Origin of the sequence: Shewanella aestuarii (genome assembly GCF_011765625.1) — a bacterium.
Taxonomy (GTDB): domain Bacteria; phylum Pseudomonadota; class Gammaproteobacteria; order Enterobacterales; family Shewanellaceae; genus Shewanella; species Shewanella aestuarii_A.
In genome coordinates, this window is the sequence record NZ_CP050313.1 from 2721247 (window position 1) to 2739920 (window position 18674).

15 protein-coding genes are annotated in these 18674 nt (G+C 37.9%); all 15 read right to left on the minus strand.

All coding sequences use genetic code 11. The annotated features are described in order from the left end of the window. Positions 1–109 precede the first annotated feature (109 nt). Positions 110–1027 (minus strand): glycosyltransferase, encoded by a 918-nt coding sequence (locus HBH39_RS11965; RefSeq protein WP_167678563.1) that lies wholly within the window; start codon positions 1025–1027, stop codon positions 110–112. Then, positions 1020–2183, minus strand: a complete 1164-nt coding sequence (locus HBH39_RS11970; protein WP_167678565.1) for a polysaccharide pyruvyl transferase family protein — start codon at positions 2181–2183, stop codon at positions 1020–1022. The genes HBH39_RS11965 and HBH39_RS11970 overlap by 8 nt, the downstream gene beginning before the upstream one ends. Continuing rightward, positions 2180–2992 carry a nitroreductase family protein gene (locus tag HBH39_RS11975; protein ID WP_244325647.1) on the minus strand — a complete coding sequence of 271 codons (813 nt, stop codon included), beginning with the start codon at positions 2990–2992 and terminating at the stop codon, positions 2180–2182. The genes HBH39_RS11970 and HBH39_RS11975 overlap by 4 nt, the downstream gene beginning before the upstream one ends. A gap of 367 nt (positions 2993–3359) precedes the next feature. Next, a complete protein-coding gene (locus tag HBH39_RS11980) occupies positions 3360–3728 on the minus strand; it encodes a polysaccharide biosynthesis C-terminal domain-containing protein (RefSeq protein ID WP_167678569.1) in 369 nt (122 codons plus the stop codon). Next, the gene (locus tag HBH39_RS11985) at positions 3728–4675 is read right to left on the minus strand and encodes an oligosaccharide flippase family protein (protein ID WP_280117327.1); all 948 of its coding nucleotides are present in this window, start codon (positions 4673–4675) and stop codon (positions 3728–3730) included. The genes HBH39_RS11980 and HBH39_RS11985 overlap by 1 nt, the downstream gene beginning before the upstream one ends. A gap of 130 nt (positions 4676–4805) precedes the next feature. Further along, positions 4806–5699 carry a glycosyltransferase gene (locus HBH39_RS11990; protein WP_280117328.1) on the minus strand — a complete coding sequence of 298 codons (894 nt, stop codon included), beginning with the start codon at positions 5697–5699 and terminating at the stop codon, positions 4806–4808. A gap of 10 nt (positions 5700–5709) precedes the next feature. After that, positions 5710–6693: a glycosyltransferase family 2 protein gene (locus tag HBH39_RS11995; RefSeq protein ID WP_167678575.1), complete on the minus strand. Its 984-nt coding sequence runs from the start codon at positions 6691–6693 to the stop codon at positions 5710–5712. A gap of 6 nt (positions 6694–6699) precedes the next feature. Then, a complete protein-coding gene (locus HBH39_RS12000) occupies positions 6700–7035 on the minus strand; it encodes a hypothetical protein (protein ID WP_167678578.1) in 336 nt (111 codons plus the stop codon). A 66-nt stretch (positions 7036–7101) separates the two neighbouring features. Then, positions 7102–8022 carry a DHH family phosphoesterase gene (locus HBH39_RS12005; protein WP_348272996.1) on the minus strand — a complete coding sequence of 307 codons (921 nt, stop codon included), beginning with the start codon at positions 8020–8022 and terminating at the stop codon, positions 7102–7104. A 41-nt stretch (positions 8023–8063) separates the two neighbouring features. Further along, positions 8064–8675 carry an adenylyl-sulfate kinase gene (cysC, locus tag HBH39_RS12010; RefSeq protein WP_167678580.1) on the minus strand — a complete coding sequence of 204 codons (612 nt, stop codon included), beginning with the start codon at positions 8673–8675 and terminating at the stop codon, positions 8064–8066. A 40-nt stretch (positions 8676–8715) separates the two neighbouring features. After that, positions 8716–10443, minus strand: a complete 1728-nt coding sequence (locus tag HBH39_RS12015; RefSeq protein WP_167678582.1) for an SLC13 family permease — start codon at positions 10441–10443, stop codon at positions 8716–8718. A gap of 152 nt (positions 10444–10595) precedes the next feature. Continuing rightward, positions 10596–12005: a sulfate adenylyltransferase subunit CysN gene (gene cysN, locus HBH39_RS12020; protein ID WP_167678584.1), complete on the minus strand. Its 1410-nt coding sequence runs from the start codon at positions 12003–12005 to the stop codon at positions 10596–10598. A 97-nt stretch (positions 12006–12102) separates the two neighbouring features. Then, positions 12103–13008 (minus strand): sulfate adenylyltransferase subunit CysD, encoded by a 906-nt coding sequence (gene cysD, locus HBH39_RS12025; RefSeq protein ID WP_167678586.1) that lies wholly within the window; start codon positions 13006–13008, stop codon positions 12103–12105. Between the two features lie 200 nt (positions 13009–13208). Beyond that, complete coding sequence (locus tag HBH39_RS12030; protein WP_167678588.1) at positions 13209–15407, minus strand: DUF255 domain-containing protein; 2199 nt, start codon at positions 15405–15407, stop codon at positions 13209–13211. Positions 15408–15456: 49 nt separating this feature from the next. Beyond that, positions 15457–18612, minus strand: a complete 3156-nt coding sequence (locus HBH39_RS12035; protein ID WP_167678590.1) for a CRTAC1 family protein — start codon at positions 18610–18612, stop codon at positions 15457–15459. Between the last annotated feature and the right edge of the window lie 62 nt (positions 18613–18674).

Genomic DNA, 18674 nt, shown 5'->3' on the forward strand with positions numbered 1-18674 from the left:
ATTAACCAGAGAGCTACTATTATCGACTTGATAATTAGCTAAACCGGAACAGTTACCTCAGTTAGGTTTAAGCAGTGTGAGCTCCAACAATGTTGACACATACTGATTGTCATCTACCTTTTAAATACTGTTGACGTAACAATGCTACTGTACGAAGTTGACTTGACAAAAAGTATCTAATTTTACGCTTCCAAAAACCATATCTTAAAAGTGATAACAATTTTAAAAATGGTAACTGTTTACGCCCAGCCATCAAAACAAGAAATTGTTGATTAGCTATATTACGTGGAGACATATATTTCTGATACTTAACAAAAAACAAATCATACCCTAGCAACTTATTTTCACGAGCTGTAACCCTCGGACCTTCATGGCCTTGATGAATAATGTAAGATGCACCCGATACTCGCAAACCGTCACCATACTCAATAAGCATTCGCGTCCAGGTATCATAATCTTGACAGGCAACAAACTCTGGGTTGAATCCACCTATTTTTTGCAACTTACTCGTTTTTGTAAAAATTTGATTTGTGGCAAAGTTATAATCAAAGATAGATTCAAGTGATATAACCATAGGTTTATAATCGACTTTTCGTACCTTTGCACCATAATGCCAAAAGAAACCATGACATATAAAGGCATAGCTATCATCATACTCAGCTATCAATGTCTTTAACCTATCAGCGGTAAACTCATCATCATCATCTAAACCTGTGATGTATTCACCTTTGGCTTCAAAAATCGCCAAATTACGAGCAACACAAGCGCCTTTAGAGGCTGTATGGTGAAAACATCTGATCCTTTTGTCACTTTTAACAAGAGCCTCTAAATATTCCTTTGTACCGTCACTGGAAGCATCATTCACAATTAATAATTCAAAATTTTCATAGGTCTGATTTTGAACTGAAGCAATCGCACGTTTTAACAAATGCAAACGATTATGCGTTGGCATGTAAATGCTCACTAATGGTGAGCTGTTTACTACACTCTGAATTGAGTCGGTCATCATGACTTTATCACTAGTCATAAAACTCACCCACTTTTTCAAAAACAAGCGACCACATTCTTTCAGATTGCGCTTTTTGCAGTGCTATAGCAGGGTTATCTCTACATTCATTGGCATAATCGTCACTCAGCAGTAATTTAATATTAGTGCTTAATTTGTCATTCTCAGGAGTGGTGATTAACATTTTTTGTTGCCCATAATCAGCAAACAACTCCTCATATTTATGACTCCAACTTGTACCAATACAAGGTATCCCTTGACATAGAGCACTCACACACCCATGAAAACGGGAGCTAACAACGGCTGCTACTTCACCTATTGCCCCTTTAACATCTAAAGGGTTATCCAACGTAACTGTTTGGAGTTCCAACCCACTTCCGGCAATGATCTGTTCACACAATTTCGCATCTTTGGCTCCGTCATGATTCAGTAGCACAGGCGTAAATCCTGCATCATTTACTTCACGACACATTCTCGACATGAGTTGGGTGTAGTTTGAAATCCAAGATTTTCTACCGTTTCGATGACTGATCATTTTGCCATTTGGAATGAACAACACGGTTTTATCTGCATTTTTTAGCCCAATTGGATTACCTGTTACAAGATTCGTAAAATCAGGCATTAGATGTAATTTCTTCTCGGTCTGGTTGTCCTTTCCCAAACACTCACTTAAATGAGACTCTGAAACTTTATCTCGAGCGAAGATTAATGCTGATTTCCCCCAATGTGCTTTTATTGATGATTGCAAGGTTTTGTTTGAAAAAGGGCCAAATGCTTGAGGTAAAAATATATAAGGCTTTTTATTCACATGATAACGACTTATTTCATGACTCACATGAGTCAACTGTCTAATAGGCCATTGATCACCATAAGCAAAGCCAGACGCATCCAGTACTAAGTCAATATCAGCCTCAGTTACAATGCCTAAGCGCTTTAATGAAGAACTTAATCTATATGGAAGTGAATAAGTTAAAGTATTTAGATCGATAATGTGCTTTCTTATACTGACTTTTTGCCAGGCACCCAGTCGGGCACGCTTAAGATAAGGAGAATTTGGACACGCTCTGAGTGCGATTTCTGCATAGGGCCATAGTTTTTCAATTTGCTGTAAAACGGCATACAGCATCAATTCAGCGCCTTTATTGACGAACTGAACCCCCTTAATTTCTATAATCATAATTTAATATCTTTTCGTAATACGTTTGCAGGTTTTTTCTGTGAAAAAGGGATCATTCCATCAGGCTTGGCATAGCCCACCGCGATTAACATAATTGGACGCTCGTATGACTTTAGTCCTAGGCGCTTTGCCATTTTCTGCTCAGGTACATCTAAATCAGGCCAATTAATCGGGCAACTACTCAGCCCCATTGTTTCTAAGGCGAGCATTAACTGCATGGCCGCCAATGAGCCATCAATATAAATAACATGGCGGTCCCGCTCTTCAGGATAAGCACTCAAATCACCAACTACAACAATGACACAAGGAATATTGTCGGCAAAACCCGCTGTACCGCCTGCATATTTCGCAATAGATGGTGCAAGCGTTTTATCATTAGCCACAAAAAATTCAAATGGTTGCCGATTACATGCACTTGGTGCAAGCGATGCTATCTCAATCGCTCTGTTAATATCACTATCTTGCACTAATTGCTGAGTAAACCAACGAACTGCACGACGCTGCAAACATAGATCAGTAAAAGAATCCGTATTGATTTGAGCTTGATTTATCTGCTGGTATTGATAAGGAATACTGAGTGCCGCTTTATTAATATCAGATGATTTGCAATACCCACTTGCCTGACTAAATATTTGATAAGCATCGGCTATATTAGTGGTATGACTCACTACACTAAAATAGCAATTCAGCACGTCCCCTGCCCACTTTAGCTCCTGGTTACACACTTTTTCGGCAGAAACACATTGTGCATAGCACCTTACCGTTTCAATGATAAAATCTTCTGCAAATACCGCTCTTCGTGGCTGCATGCTTAAGCCTTTTTCAAGTCGGTGAGTGTTACGACGCAGTAAAGCACTACTTCTATATCCGATGCCAACATTTGCTCGATAAGCTAATCTACCAGCTAAAACAGCTTGCTGTTCACGATCAAATTTCGTGCTAAAAATCCGATAAAGACTGTTAGATATTCTAGGATGAGCAAGAAAAAATGGCATTGAAAGAAGATTCAATAAAAAAGCGTCAAAGCTCTCCAATATGCTTCTGATTGTATTTTTCAAATTGGTTGGGAGAAGCTTACGAGCGATAGTCTTCATGAAAAGGTATTTTGCGAATTTAAAAAAGAAGAAGAATGTTACTTGATCAGGGGTAAAAATACCACTTCATCCGCCACAGTTATCAGCCTAAGTATTTACGTATTGGTAATAATAGTGAGCGGGACATCAAAATTCCCATAGAGCGTGTTTTAGGTGAAATGAACAACCCCAAATAAGACGCCATAGAATAAGAAATTAATGTCGCCCATGCCGCACCTAATGCACCAAAACTCGGGATTAGTAAAATATTAAGCACTAAATTTATCACCGCGCCACTACCATGAGTCACTAAAGAGTATTTGGGAATATCCTCGATCAACAACCATTTACTGAAGAGTGCCCTCATGAATATAAACACGCCAGCCCAAATGTGGATTTGTAAAATAGCAATCACGGATAAATAATCATGACCAAACAGAAAGGGCACCAATACTGGAGCAACTAAAGTCATTAATAACGCAATAACAACAGCCCCCAACACAAATAATCACACATACGTTGTAGCATAGTGCTATATGCACCGTTTTCCTCACTGCTTTTAAGTTTAATTAACGCTGGATAAAATGAAGCAACAACTATTCCGGGTACTAAATACCAAACTTCAGACAGCCGACTTGCTAGACTATAAAAAGCCACCTGTTCTATTGAGACCATCATACCTAACATCACTTGATCAATCTTTAAATATACGACGGCTGCAATACTAGACATTATAAGCCAACCACAACGTCTTAAATAAAATCGGGCTTGGTTAGTGTTCCAAGTTAAATGGAGTAAACCACGATGATAAATTTGATAAACCAATAGCCACATAGCGGCTAATAATACCCACTCAATAATCGTCAAAACGAGCACGGTAGACAAGTTAGCCCCATTGATGACAAAAAACAGTTTCAGTAGCATAAACCCCAAACCTACAGTGGTTCGAATGATTGCGGAAACCTTTGATTGAACTTTGGCCTCAAAATAATAATCGATAACACCTAAGGCATGAGTTATTTGAGCGGATAGAAGAGCAAAAAACAGTGGTTGTAATGAAGGAAGAATAAGCCAAAAAGATAATATGCTGAAAATTACCGCACCGGTGAAAGCTCCACCTAGCCTCATAATAATGGCCGTCCCTATAATTTCAGCAGTATGCTCAGGGCGATTGACGAGTTCTCTACTAACAAGTGAATTAAGGCCTAAATTGGAAAAAGGGGCCAATAAGGCTAACAAAGCAATAATGTAATGGTATTCACCTAGCTGGGTGACAGACCAATAACGAGTTAATACGATAGCAAATAAAAAGCTACTCCCTAATAACAATCCTTTTTCAATTAACAACCAAACGACGTTCCGCACAGCCTGAGATGTTGTTATAAAGTCACTGATTTTAGAAAGTCTATTAGTTACCATTGAATTAACAGAGAAAATATTGAGTAGGACATTGTAACTTAAAAGATAAGTTAATAATAATGGTTATACTCACAACCTTGCAATCGTGAGGTATAGAGCTAACTTGAAACACGAAAAGTAAATGACAATTTCATCGCCACATTAACAAAAAAAATTTAAATAGTGATTTAGCATAAACGAAGTCTAATGTGAAAATTGAAGTCAACAGTTTAAACATAACATGAAGTTTGATCATCAACTTTGAGTTGGCGGCTTTAACTGCCTTCGGCCACTTTATTGGGTCTATGGAGCAGGATATTTCATTATACAAATCCCTTTCTTCTTCAAATCTCACCATAGATTGAGTTAATTTACTTGTCTGATTTTCAGCATGCCGCCTGTAAACGTAAAGTTTATGGCTAGTGCCAATAAGGTGGTGCCCTTCTTTTAAAATTCGCCAGTAGAGATCAAAGTCAACAACCATTTTCCATCGAGTATCAAAGAGACCTTCAGGCAGCTTACTAAATCTATAACATAGGGTTGGGCAAAAAATATGATTAGCTAATAAAAGCGATGCTAATCCGTTATCACCAAAGAGATCTAGATGAACTTTATTGGGTCTAAATAAGGTCTTTACAAAATCCGCAACAGTTAAGCATGTTTTGCCTTGAGAATTGATCGTTTTGACATTAGAAAAAAATGCAGCGGCATCGGGATATTGACTCGAAAGTATGTGCATTTCTTCAACGTAATTACAGGCTAAGTAATCATCATCATGAAGTAGAGTCACTAAGTCGGTATCAACAACCTGCAAGCAATAGTTCCAATTACCTGCGATACTTCGGTCTCCCGAGTTGATAACATAATGAATATTTGGATTATTAATACTATCTATATAGCTCTTAACTTCATTACTTGGTAATTCATTGCCATCGACTAAAATCAGCTTCCAGCTATTTGAAGTTTGATTTAGCACACTCTCTATTGCGGCTTTAAGATAAATCATATTTGACTTATAAAGCGGGATGCATATTGAAATTATCATAGACTTATAATTAGTCCTTAATCCAAGGAATAATAAATAAAACTACATAGAAATAAAGTCTTTCCTCAATCGGTTTATGCCCTGCCAAGGTGGCATTAACATACTTGACTCGTTCAATAAAACTTTGTTCCTTTAAAGTACTAAACTGTGAAATTTTCTTTAGATAAAGAGTATCAATGTCGATATTAGGTTTAACTTGCGACAGTGATAATAACTGTTTTGCTTGTTCTACTGAGGCAGCTAAATGAGATGGGTACTTTAAAAGCGCTTTAATTAATTTTCCATTGAATAAATTACGCTGTTCACTGGCAGATATTGCTCCTATCGAATTACTTTCATGTTGCCGATAGTCAATAAGGGGGGTATCAATAAATTCAATTACCCCGTAAAACTTAGCAACCAACGCGAACCACCAATCATGTATTACCGCATCGAACGGCACTGGTGCAGCTAACGATAACAAAGCACGATTAAATAAAAAGGTACATCCAGTAGCGACATTCTGATGTAAAAATGTTTCATGTTGATGTCTATCAGGTTCTGGAATTCCTTGATAACGAATGAAAGAGGGAGCTATTTCTTTTAAATCTTGATCAACAACCCTCAAGTCCGAATGGATAAGCACTGGAGTTTCTTTAGATTGCTTTAACTCTATTTCTTTTAAGCGGCTAAGACATTTTGAGAGCTTATTTACGTGCCAACGGTCATCTTGATCACTAAATGCAAAATAGTCTGCATCTGATCCTACACCTAAATCACACAAAGCACTGAAGTTGTTCAAATGTCCTTTTTTAGTTGTTCTATTTTGTACTACGACTATACGGTCATCCGACTTATACAAATCCTGTATACGTTCAATAGAACCATCATTTGAACCATCATCTCGAATCATCAACGATATGATAACGTTTTCTTGTGATAAAATACTCTCTATCTGCTCTTCGATGAATGAGCCGCCATTATAAGAGGCAAGTAAAACCTGAACTTTTTCCATTTATAGTTATCTTAATTTTATTACTAATATTTTATTCTCTGGTTCAGAATAGCTTGCTTGAAGCAAGACACCATCAACGGCACATAAATTAATCGAAAATGACATGTCATCAAATATTGGTTTATTTAAAATTATATCCCAATAGACACTCCAACGTTGCTTTTCTAATTTGCTAATTTGAGCTGTGTTAATCGGGTACTCATATGATAACTGCGAGAGTTTTTCGATAACGACTTCATTAAATAATTCTTCAAACTCAGGTTCAGTTAAGCTTTGACGACGCGCAGTTATCATCAACTCAACAATAGAAGATAGTGCATCCTCAACATCGCTAATTAACATTAACGCTTTCCACTTGCTTATCACCATTGGTTTGATAAGTTGCTTCAACTATAGAAATAAAATGCGCTAACTCACTTTTAGGCAATGCGTTAATTCCGGCTGCAGCGCCTCTTCCTCCCCAGTCTCAAATTGAGCACAAATATCACCCGCACCTTGTTTATTTAACATAGGTGCTCTTAATGACAAAGTATACGTTATTTGATCAAGATTAGTGGTTAACACTGCATGAGCACGATTTGGAGCCTCATTCGCCAAAAGATTACCAAACACACCACTCACTCGACGCGACCAAGCACTATTTGGTAGTTCAACGACCAAAAGGCTATCTGAGATATAACTGGGTTGTATAGCTTTCGCTTTTGATATGTCTTCAGCATAAGCATTCTGTAAGTAACTAAAAGGAGATGACTTGTCTGATATCACATCAAAAGGGGAATCATATTGCAAAAGTTGTTTATACAAATCAGCAGGATGATAATGTAAATCTTCAATGGCCGCTCCGTAACCATTATAATTAATCAATACACCAAGCTCTTTTAACTCTGCTGCCTGCTGTGTATTCAATCCTTGTTGCTCAGCCAATTGGCTTGCCCGTGCGTTCAAATTATCGCCAAAAGCAGCCGTTATTGCCCATTCACGATATTGACCGTTCAGCATTTGGTCAATGATAAGTGCAGTACACGTATTGGGGTCTGTATCGATTAATGCAGAAAAAAATCTAGAATCTGGCAAATCACCGCTACGATGGTGATCTGCATATAAAATATCGACTCCTTCAGCGAGTAATAGATTAACTTGGTCAATGTTTTTTTCTAAGGAAATATCTAGCACATTCACTTTTTTTGCTGACTTTAGTGGTACATTTTTTACCAATGCAATATCACGTTTCACGCCAGTGATTAATGTCGTCTCAGAAGGTTTTGCTTTTCTTAATTGCAAAAGCGATAAAATGCCATCAGCATCACCATTAAACACGTCGTAAATCATTTAAATTCCTTTGAATATCTTTTGTATCAAACTCATCAATATTAGATATATTTATTATGCGCTAAAAATTCAACAATCTGAATTGCACAATCTTTAACGTCTTTATTTGCAGTTTCTACGTGGATATCTGCTTTTATCGGCGCTTCATAAGCAGAGTCGATGCCAGTAAAATGCTTAATTTCACCCGCTCTTGCTTTTTTATATAAGCCCTTAGGATCGCGACTTTCACACACTTCGAGTGGAGTATCGATATACACTTCGATAAACTGCCCTTCAGACAACAATGCTTTCACCATTTCCCTATCAGCAAGGAAAGGAGAAATAAATGCAGTAGAAACAATCAAGCCAGCATCAACAAATAATTTCGCGACTTCCCCTATTCGACGAATATTCTCAATTCGGTCTATATCGCTAAAACCTAAATCATTGTTTAAACCATGCCGAACATTATCACCATCTAATACGTAGGTGTGACGACCTTGTTCAAAAAGCATTTTATCTACTGCATTTGCGACTGTAGATTTACCAGAACCACTTAATCCGGTATACCACAACACAACCGGCTTTTGTTTTTTAAGCTTTGCTCGTTCCTCTGAAGTCACTTCAGCTTTATGCCACACAACATCTGAAGACTTAGCTGTTGCGCTGTCCATTTCTATATAGGGCTATTAGACATAACAATCCTTAATCAAACTAAAAAGGGAATAAAATAGGTACACCAATGATAACGATGAGAGCATAAACAACACTGACTGGTACACCAACTTTAAGAAAATCAATTAACCTATATTGACCCGCATTAAAAACCATCAAATTTGTTTGGTATCCATAGGGACTTACAAAACTGCCACTGGCAGCAAATGCTACGGTCATAACAAATGGCATTACATCAACACCCAAGCCTAATGCGACACTATACCCGATAGGAAACATTAACGCTGCTGCAGCATTATTAGTGACTAACTCTGTTAAAATCCAAGTCAAAAAATAAATCAGAATTAACGCAAAATAAACATAACCTAAACTGGTAAAGCCAGACACCCATTGTGCAATCATGACATCAACCCCAGCATTCACCAATGCTTGCGACATCAAAATGGCTGAGGTAACAACCACCCAGATATCGACAGGGAAACGTCTAATAACTTCATTTGACGTTATAATAGAACTAAAAATAAGCACGCCAAATAAAGCAAGCAAACCGAGCAGCATATTCATAACACCTAGAGCGCTCAACCCTATGACGGTAACAAACCCCAATATTGATAACCAAGCTTTAGGTCCACTTATTTTAACCTCAGGTTCAACACCACTGAGAATAATAAAATTTTTAGCCAAATTTCGTCTGGTATTGAAATCATCCCCAACGGCGAGTACCAAGAAATCACCCGCTTTTATTTTTACATCACCCAATTTACCCGAAATCTGCGAACCATCTCTGCTAATTGCAACAACGGCTGCATCAAATAAAGCTCTAAAACCTGCAGACTTCAGTGTTTTCCCAACTAAAACACTCTCATCTTTAACAACAACCTCATTCAAATTTGTCCCTAACAGCCCGTTTTTGTCTGCAAACAACTCTAAACCCGAAAATTGACTTATCTGCATGACTTTAGTGATATCACCACTAAAGACTAAACGGTCGTCTTCTTGCAGAACTTCACTCGGACTAACAGGGGAAATAAGGTGCCCCTTCCTGACCACTTCAACCAAAAAAAGTGACTCTAGATGGCGCAGGCCATTTGATTCGACAGAGCGCCCAATCAGCTCGGAGCCCTTCTTGACTTTAGCATCAATAAAATAACCTTTGTAATCGAGCTCTTTAGTATCTACATCAGGCAGCCATCTGGACGTAAATGCTAAAGTAAGCCCACATCCAACAACTAATGCTAAACCCAAAAGTGTAAATGAAAAGAATGCAAGGCTCTCGCCTGTCGCCTCAATGTATAAACTATTGACGATCAAATTTGTTGAGGTGCCAACCAACGTGAGTGTGCCACCTAAAATAGCAGCATATGATAAAGGTAATAATAATTTACTAGCACTATGGTGTGGATTATTCCGAATTGGGGATATCAGTGTCGCGACCACCGCAGTGTTGTTCAGAAAAGCTGAGCAAAGGGCTGTAATGCCAAATAAACGAAACCACGTTGAAGCATACTTAGACACAATGACCTTTGCAGAAATAATTCGCAATAAACGGGTTTTTTCAAGTGCGAAAGAGCATAACAATAATAAAATGAGGGTGACCAATCCTGGATTGACCATACTGCTTAGCAGCTGTTGCTGGCTAACTAGCCCGAATAAAGATAAAGCCAATAATGCAAGCCCGAGTACCGCGGCAGGTTTTCGCTGAAAACGTATCAGGCCAGCAATGGATAATACAAAAATGACTATCGTTAAGAATGTTTCTGATGGCATATATTTCTTATGAACCTGAAAAGGTGCAGATTCTTTATAGGTTTAGATAAAAATGAAGCCGCACATAATATATCCTAAGATTACTATAAGCGACTTCAACTTTCATAGTGCAACTCAAATTGAAAAGAAGTGAACTTTCCTTACAATAAAAATTAGCCCCTTGAAATATCTTTGGCACCCCAGTGTGGGAAATGTTTACGAACTAATGCATTCATTTCAATTTCAAACTCTGAATATTCATGAGTCTTCTTTTGAACACCATCAATAGCGCCGCGGATCATGCCTGCACCAACAGTGACATTAGTTAACCTATCTATAATGATAAAAGCACCTGTTGCTCGATTTACATTATAGGCATCAAACTGAACAGGAGCAGTAACGGTGAAGTTACAGTTTCCCATTTCATTTAATGCTAATTGTTGTGCAGGATGCTTATCTAAAGTATTTACATCAACTTTATAGTTAATTGCATCGACATAACCATAAACGGATTTACTACCCACTTTAATCGCATATTCACGATCCAATTGAAGTGGCTCTTCTGCCATCCAAACGACATCGGCCTCTAAATGACTTGACGATGATGGTTGATCATGCGGTCTAACGAGCATATCACCACGACTCACGTCTATTTCATCTGTAAGTGTTAGGGTAACAGCCATGCCTACCGAAGCTTTTTCAAGATTACCATCAAAAGTTACAATTGACTTAATTTTACTTTCTTTACCTGAGGGTAAAGAAACGACGGTATCTCCAACACGAATTTCGCCCGAAGAAACCGTTCCGCAAAAACCACGAAAATCAAGGTTTGGACGATTGACATATTGCACCTGAAAACGGAAAGAAGCATTTGCATCTTTAGCTACAGATACAGTATTGAGAAGTTTCAATAATGTAGAACCTGGGTACCACTTCATGTTGTCACTTTCATTGACAACATTATCTCCCTTAAGAGCTGAGATAGGTACAAAACGAACATCTTCAAAATCTAAAGCTTCAGCAAACTCTCGGTAATCTTGTTTAATTTTTTGATATACCGATTGGTCATAATCAACCGCGTCCATTTTGTTGATTGCAATAACCACATGCTTAATGCCTAATTGCGAACAAATAAAACTATGACGACGAGTCTGTACTTGTACACCATGTCTTGCATCAATCAAAATAATGGCTAAATCAGAAGTTGAAGCACCCGTTGCCATATTACGAGTATATTGCTCATGGCCGGGCGTATCTGCAATAATAAATTTGCGTTGCTCTGTAGCAAAGTAGCGGTAAGCGACATCGATAGTAATGCCTTGCTCACGCTCAGACTGCAAACCATCGACTAATAAGGCTAAATCGAAAGCATCATCCGTTGTATTAAAACGCTTTGAATCCTTTTCAATCGCAGCCATCTGATCTTCAAAAATCATTTTGCTATCGTATAGTAAACGTCCAATTAACGTTGACTTACCATCATCCACGCTTCCGCATGTCAAAACGCGTAACATATCTTTGTTTTCGTGAACTTTTAAATATGCTTCAATATCTGAAGCAATTAAATTAGCGCTCGCGCTCATGTCTGTTCCTCTATCGCTCAAGCTATTGTATAAATAACTCGTACTTTATCTTTTAATATAGATTGACTTATGTTCGGTTAAAGAAAATACAAACGACCTAGAAGTAGCCTTCTATTTTCTTTTTCTCCATCGAGCCTGCGGAGTCGTTATCAATAACACGCCCCTGGCGTTCAGAAGTTGTACAAAGCAACATTTCTTGAATAATTTCAGGCAATGTAGTGGCTTGGGATTCAACCGCACCAGTCAATGGGTAACAGCCTAATGTTCTGAAGCGAACCATTTTATCTTCAACTACATCATTTTCATCAAGCGGCATGCGCTCATCATCAACCATTATCAATGTACCGTCACGCTCAACTACAGGACGAGGTTTAGCAAAATAAAGCGATGGAATTTCGATGTTCTCTAAATAAATATATTGCCAAATATCAAGCTCGGTCCAGTTTGACAACGGGAATACACGGATACTTTCACCCTTGTCAACTTTTCCGTTATAGATATTCCATAATTCTGGACGTTGATTCTTAGGATCCCAGCGGTGTTTGCTGTCACGGAAAGAGTAGACACGTTCTTTTGCACGAGATTTCTCTTCATCACGTCGCGCGCCACCAAAAGCAGCATCAAAACCATGCTTATCTAGAGCTTGCTTCAAGCCCTCCGTCTTCATGATATCAGTGTGTTTAGCACTACCATGAGTAAATGGACTAATATTCATCGCTAAACCACGAGGATTTTTATGAACAATAAGCTCGAAACCATATTTTTCAGCCATTTTATCTCGGAATGCAATCATCTCTTTAAATTTCCAAGTCGTGTCGATGTGCATTAAAGGAAATGGAATTTTACCAGGATAAAACGCTTTTCTTGCTAGGTGAAGTAACACTGATGAGTCTTTACCAACCGAATAAAGCATCACTGGATTATCAAATTCTGCGGCAACTTCTCGCATAATCTGAATAGATTCTGCTTCTAACTGTTTCAAATGAGTAAGGTTAACTGACATATAGAGTTCCGTATCTAACTAGACAAAGATAAATTCTCGAGGTGCTCCCTCAAATCCGCTTCACATCATATCATCTTATGATTCATTTTAAAGTTATAATAGAAGCAAAATATATAACAAAAAGAGATATCAAATCGATATTTGTAGCGAATATCGATATTTCTATCGAATATCGTTTTAACGATGTAACGAATACAAATTTATCCTTCTGATAAGAAAATAGTTAGAGATTCAGGCAACAGACATAACTTATTCGAACAGGCCTGCGTATTAATTATCACTTTTCGCCCATCAGTATCGGGGATATTCGCTTGCAAGAGCACACGAAAATCACCCTCATAGAGCTCTAATACACTGTTATTAAATCCCAGTTTTTTCTCTATCATAGGAGGATATGTGATATCGGCCTCCACGTTTTGAAATTTGACTACAGTGGGGATCAACTTTTGATTAGATACTTCATTTGCGTTAATGTGCCAGCCTGGACGCATTGAAAAAATAAGCTCAACCTTTCCATTCGTTAACCTTGCACTGACTTTACCGTTACCCTTTGCAAATAAGGCATGATTTGTTTCTATATTTTTTGTTCGCTTAGCTTGAACTGCTGCAAAAGTGTATTCATTTATGAGCGAATTTATTTTTGTATCATCAAGATGATTTAGTCTATTGGCAAACTCAAGATATTTACGATTTCCCGTTACGTCATAACCTAGAGATAATGCTGCAAATACAACGCCTCTAGTAGAAGGCAGTTCACCATCACGATTAAGCTTAAGAACTTTATCTAACTCATTCATATCAGTTAATTTTTCGATTAGTTTATCGAGTAGCCATATACTTTGTTCTAATCCACTAACTGCTTTATTATTAACTAGATCTTTTGTTTCACTGTGTAACCAAGGTTCGTAAAAACTCCTCATCAAATTAGCCACAGCAAACCATGCAAGATCTTCAGCTTCGGCATCTATGCTTACTCGCTTATTAAAAGCACTTCGGTAAACACGATTATCAATAACAAACGTGTGCCATAGCCCATCCAAAATTTGATTAGACTGTAATAGATATCTCTCATCATTCGTAACAGAATATGATGCCAGTAGCGATACAACGTATAGACTGTTCCAGTTAAGCAATACTTTCTCATCGACGAGGGGTTTAGTCAGTTTTTTCCGATTTTGAAATGCTTGTTTAACAATTGATGATTTTGTCCAATCGAGATTAAAATCTACTAACTCTGAATGACGGTCATCAAGCTGATAATAACCTCCTTCAACTCCACCTGACATCGCAGATACCGCAGATCCGATTCCTTGCTGTTGAGTTAACCAATCATTCACCCACTTATGAGTTTGCTCTATTGTCACAAGGTATCTTTGCTCTTTTGTGATGGCATACAGCTTTACAAGCACCTGGATCATATTCGCTTGGGTATAAAGCATTTTTTCATAATGAGGTATTTGCCATTTTCCATCAACGGCATAGCGATGAAAGCCCCCTTCGATCGCATCATATGTCGGACTCAATAAAATATCATCGACATGCTGTTGTACTGCATCTAATAGCGAACTGTCATCAGTACGAAGATACTCATCTAGCAACCCCAATACCCAATAAGCTCTAAAAAAACGAGGTCCAGTTGCTGTTTGCTCTTTAATTAAAGTCTGTTTAATTTCTGTTTGTAACTCTGGTAACAAAGCATCCCAAGTAGAGCGAGGCAATGGCTTATGTTTGAGGCTACTTATTGGAGCAGAGTCGAGCAATAACTTTTGCTCAATTTGGTTAGCCAAAGCTTCTATTGCCTTTGGTTTGATTTTCCAGCGCTTAGCAAATCCGCTCAATACTTTTGCAAACTCTTGTTTCGATAAATAAGAATCAATCCAAATCAACTGTCCATTCGGAGTTAATATGACGTTAATTGGCCAGCCAGCATCACCTTTGAGTATTTCTAATGCCGATTTAAAACGATTATCCACTAGCGGCCATTGCTCTCTATCTACTTTAACACTCACATAATCAGCATTGAGTAATTTACCAATTTCCGGATCACTAAAGCTCTCTTGTGCCATAACATGACACCAATGACAGGTTGAATAACCAATAGAAATAAATAATAACTTATCAGTACCACTACCATCTTGATATTGATGTTGCCATTCTTGCCAATCAATAGGTTGTAATGCATGACTGATCAAATATGGCGAGGTCGCAAAAATAAGTGAGTTAATATACTCTGGCTCAATAATGTTTTCAGACACCACTTGTTGCTGAATTAACCAGTCACGCTGACTTTCAAAAGCATTTAAACGTTTTTCATCGATTACCTTAAATGAACTAGGCAAAGCGTTTACAACAGAACCATTAAAGATTAGTAAAGCGAAAAAAATAATAATGGTTCTCATCGCTCTAAGTCACTCCCCAAAATAAGCAAAGCACTCACTATTGAAAGTACTATTGTGGATATGTAATTGTGTAACTACGATTAGCATCAACTTCATCGAAAAATTGACGCTTTCCATTGGGCCATATCACGGTAACTTTAGCTTTTTTATCTTTGCCTAAGCCAAAAACTTGCTCTTTTGGATGCACAGACATATAACCTTGGCTTCCGCTAACTTGACGCCAGCCATAGCCCGCTTCACCAAAACCTATAATAACTTGTGCGCCGATGCCATCAAGGTTAACACCATCTTTAGGCGAGCCCTGTAAACGGATCTTCAACCAGTTATTGTTTAACGTTTCTGCTTTATTCTCAAATAGCTGCGCTTTATCATGATAGTTATTCACAATGACATCTAAATCGCCATCATTATCTAAATCAAAATAGCTTGCTGAACGAGAATTACCTACAAAATCGAGTCCACTTTGAGCAGAGGCATTAGTTAATCTTCCTGCATTATTAAGAAAGAATACATTACTTGCCTTTGATGCATCTGGAAAATGGGCATTAATGCTTTCTCCAGTATTTGGATCCGCATAGTAAGGATTATTCGTTGAGTAAACATAATAATCGTTCATACCATTTAAAACATATAGATCATCGTCACCATCGTTATCGACATCAAAAAAGTCAGCATCCCACGCCCAACCAGTTGATGAATATCCCCTTCCCACTTTGCCACTCGCTTGATATTTCAACGCACCATTTGCTGTAAAACCACTAATAAATAGATCATTACCTTCCACAACGCGCATGTTAGCAAGTTTGTCTGGGTTAAATTGTGCAGGCGTATCTTCACTAGGTAATACATATTTCTGATCTTTATTCATGGTCACAATGTTAGAAATATAAACATCAGCAATCCCATCTTGATTAAGGTCACTCAAGCCAATATTCATCGTGTAAGAGGGTTTCGCGGTACCCAATCTTTCTGCGTAGTCAATAAAGCCTTTACCTTTTTGGTTTATGTAATAGGCATTTATTCCAAAATCATTACCAACAATGAGATCTTGCCAACCGTCCATATTTAAATCGGTATGCGTGACAGCTTGTCCCCAACCTGAATTATCAGCTCCTAGTGCATCTTTAGCTTTCTCAAAAACAAAATTGCCCTTGTTAATATAAAGCTCATTCACGCCACCATTATCATTTCTACGCTTAAGAGTGGGTAAGTCACCTTTAAGATAATTACCAAAGTATTCAATATAGATGTCAAGCAGCCCATCATTATTAAAATCAAACGTTGTTGCTGGCCCCCCAACTTTACTAGCTCCACCAAGATTTGCTTTAGCCGTTACTTCTGTAAATGTGCCATCACCATTATTACTGTAAATACGATGTGGTTCATCCACGTAAGTTATCATCAAATCTTGATCACCATCATTATCCCAATCAGCAATAAGAGGTTGACGAGGCTCTCCAGCAAGCATTTGAGTAGAGCCCTTCGCATTACGTTGACTCACATTATTTAAACCCGACTTTACAGTCACATCTTCAAAACCATTTCCACGATTTAAATAAAGCTTATTACCCAGCCCACTAAGAATAAAAATATCAACTAGGCCATCACCATTGATATCTTCTGTCGCCACTCCACTTCCGCCGAATGCCGGTGGAATAGTAGAAATACCAGTATTAGCATCCTTGTTTAAGTAACTACGTAATTGACGACTTAACCAGTCTGAAGAGCGATGTTCTACGTTAACCCCTTGCTGAACGGTGACATTATCAAAGTAACGGATTGTTGGGTTATCTTGATTATTTGCAGAAACAATAACCGGAGCTGAAATCGGTTCAGGCTGATATTGATGATAAACATTTATTTCATTATGTATTTTTTCATAGGCACTAGTGACTAATGAAGCAGAAAGTTCGGGTTGATTTTTTGCTTTTCCTTGTTCACCAGATGTACGAAGCAACAACACACCGTAATGAGCAATAGCTTCAGTCAGTAACTCGGCAGCAAAAGGGTCTGCTTCTAATGTTACACGTTCACCTAAATCTGATAGTGCTTCTTTTAAATAAAGCCAGTGCAGTCCAGAATCTCTGAACGAATCCATATCATAAGATTCAATAACCAATTGTTTATCCTGGGGATATTTTGGATAAAATATGACATCTTCATATTCATTAACACTGTGTGGTAAAAGGTGATCCATCGCGATTGCGACATCAGCTTCTTTAATCACAGTACCTTGTTGAATTTGCGCTTGAGCTTGTGATTGCAAATAGAAGTTAGCACTAAAAGCAATCATCGCTTCAGTAAAGTAACGTTTAAACTCCGCTGACTGCTCTTCATTCTGGGGAAGTGCTAACTTAGCAAAATAGACTTGAAGATTCCTTGCAAATAAGGTCTGATTGACTTGATTATATTGTTCAAAAGCAGTAATTTTTTGATCAATTAACTTATCAAGTAAACCTGTAGATTGCACCTTTGAAACTGTCGGATTGCCAACTTTTCTCTCATTACCTGCAATGAGTTGAACAGTTGAGTCTGTAAATAAGCTTTTCCAGCTTTCAGACAAGGTCGCTTTAGAAACTTGGTATTGGTTGTTCACTCTTGCAAAAGTATCAGCCTGCTTTAATAAGGATAAAGTTACCAAATCAATTTGGCTGATAATATATTGAGCGGCATCATCACTTAACATGGGTAAGTCAGCATCAAAATCTAACAACGCTTCTTGCTGAACAGCTAACATAGCCCTAAAACTATATGCGATTGATCCATAATGCTCTTGATCACGCTTATCGATATCAATTGAAGATGATGGGGTTATAACTCTCCAACTGTTATCTTGCTGCACCGTTTTGAATAGTTTATCGGTGACAGGTTTTACCTGCTCGAGTGATAACGTTTCCAGCGATGGACTTTTTTCAGCGGCTTCTACCCATATTTGACGAATTAATGTCTGTTGTAATTCTGCTTTCAAATATCGAGCATCGTCTGTTAAAGGCGTTCCATAAATCAAACCTTCTAGGCGAGTGGCTGTTGCATGGCATTTGGGATCTCTTTTCGATTCAAGATTCCCCATCAATTTAAGCAAAGCGTCATTTTGCGGTAAGGGATCAAGTACAAGTTGAGGCTCTGCTGCATGAAGATTGAATATTCCACAACCAATTAGAAGACTTGTTCCTAAAAACAATGGAGATAAACGAAAACTTACCATCAAAATCATCCCTAAAAATACATAATCAAGTTAAAAATTATTGATGTTCAATAACCTATATA